Origin of the sequence: Streptomyces rimosus subsp. rimosus (assembly GCF_000720725.1) — a bacterium.
Lineage (GTDB): Bacteria > Actinomycetota > Actinomycetes > Streptomycetales > Streptomycetaceae > Streptomyces > Streptomyces rimosus_A.
Window position 1 is genome coordinate 1 of record NZ_JOCQ01000239.1, and the last position, 1,150, is coordinate 1,150.

Here is a 1,150-nt window from a genome sequence, read left to right on the forward strand (position 1 = left end):
GCCGCTGGTGGAAGCCGGGCACGTCTACCTCTCCCGCCCCCCGCTCTACAAGATCAAGTGGGGCCGCGACGACCACGAGTACGCCTACTCCGACCGGGAACGCGACGCCCTGATCGAGCGTGGCCGCCAGGGCGGCAAGCGCCTGCGCGACGATACGATCCAGCGCTTCAAGGGTCTGGGCGAGATGAACGCCGAGGAACTGCGCGTGACGACGATGGACGTCGACAGCCGGGTGCTCGGCCAGGTCACCCTGGACGACGCCGCCCAGGCCGACGCGCTCTTCTCCGTCCTGATGGGTGAGGACGTCGAGGCCCGGCGCTCCTTCATCCAGCGCAACGCCAAGGACGTCCGCTTCCTCGACATCTGAGCGCCCGTCGGCAGCGGCCCCGGGCCGGACCCGCGTCCGGCCCGCCGCACCGGCCGACCATGAACCGCCCCCTCGACGTACCTGCCTTCTAGGAGCACACCGCGTGAGCACCACGCCGCCCGCCCGTTCCCGTACCCGCCCGGCCGACGACGGCTCCGACTACACCGCGCGGCATCTGCTCGTCCTGGAGGGACTGGAGGCCGTCCGCAAGCGCCCGGGCATGTACATCGGCTCCACGGACAGCCGCGGTCTGATGCCGCGGCATTCCCGTCGACACCGAGCCCCGGACCGGCCTGTCCGGCGTCGAGATCGCCTACACGAAGCTGCACGCCGGCGGGAAGTTCGGCGGCGGCTCGTATGCGGCCTCCGGCGGTCTGCACGGTGTCGGCGCGTCCGTGGTCAACGCGCTGTCCGCCCGGTCAGCTTCCGCCGCGGCACGCCGGGCGCCTACGGCGGCGACGGTCCCGACGCCGCCTTCTCCTCCGCGAGCGGCCTCCGGCAGACGGCACGAACGCCGAAATCCCGTACGGGGACGCGGGTGCGGTACTGGGCGGACCGCCAGATCTTCCTCAAGGACGCCCGACTGTCCCTGGAAACCCTGCACGCCCGCGCCCGCCAGACCGCCTTCCTGGTCCCGGGCCTGACCCTGATCGTCCGCGACGAGCGCGGCCCGGACGGCCAGGCCCCCACCGAGGAGACCTTCCGCTACGACGGCGGCATCAGCGAATTCTGCGAATACCTCGCCCAGGACAAGGCCGTCTGCGACGTCCTGCGCCTGACCGG

2 pseudogenes are annotated in these 1,150 nt (G+C 72.0%); both read left to right on the top strand.

The features are described from left to right. Positions 1-367, top strand: a pseudogene (locus IH45_RS0142705) (DNA topoisomerase IV subunit B); the annotation flags it as partial. Between the two features lie 103 nt (positions 368-470). Next, positions 471-1,150, top strand: a pseudogene (locus IH45_RS1000000147585) (DNA topoisomerase IV subunit B); the annotation flags it as partial.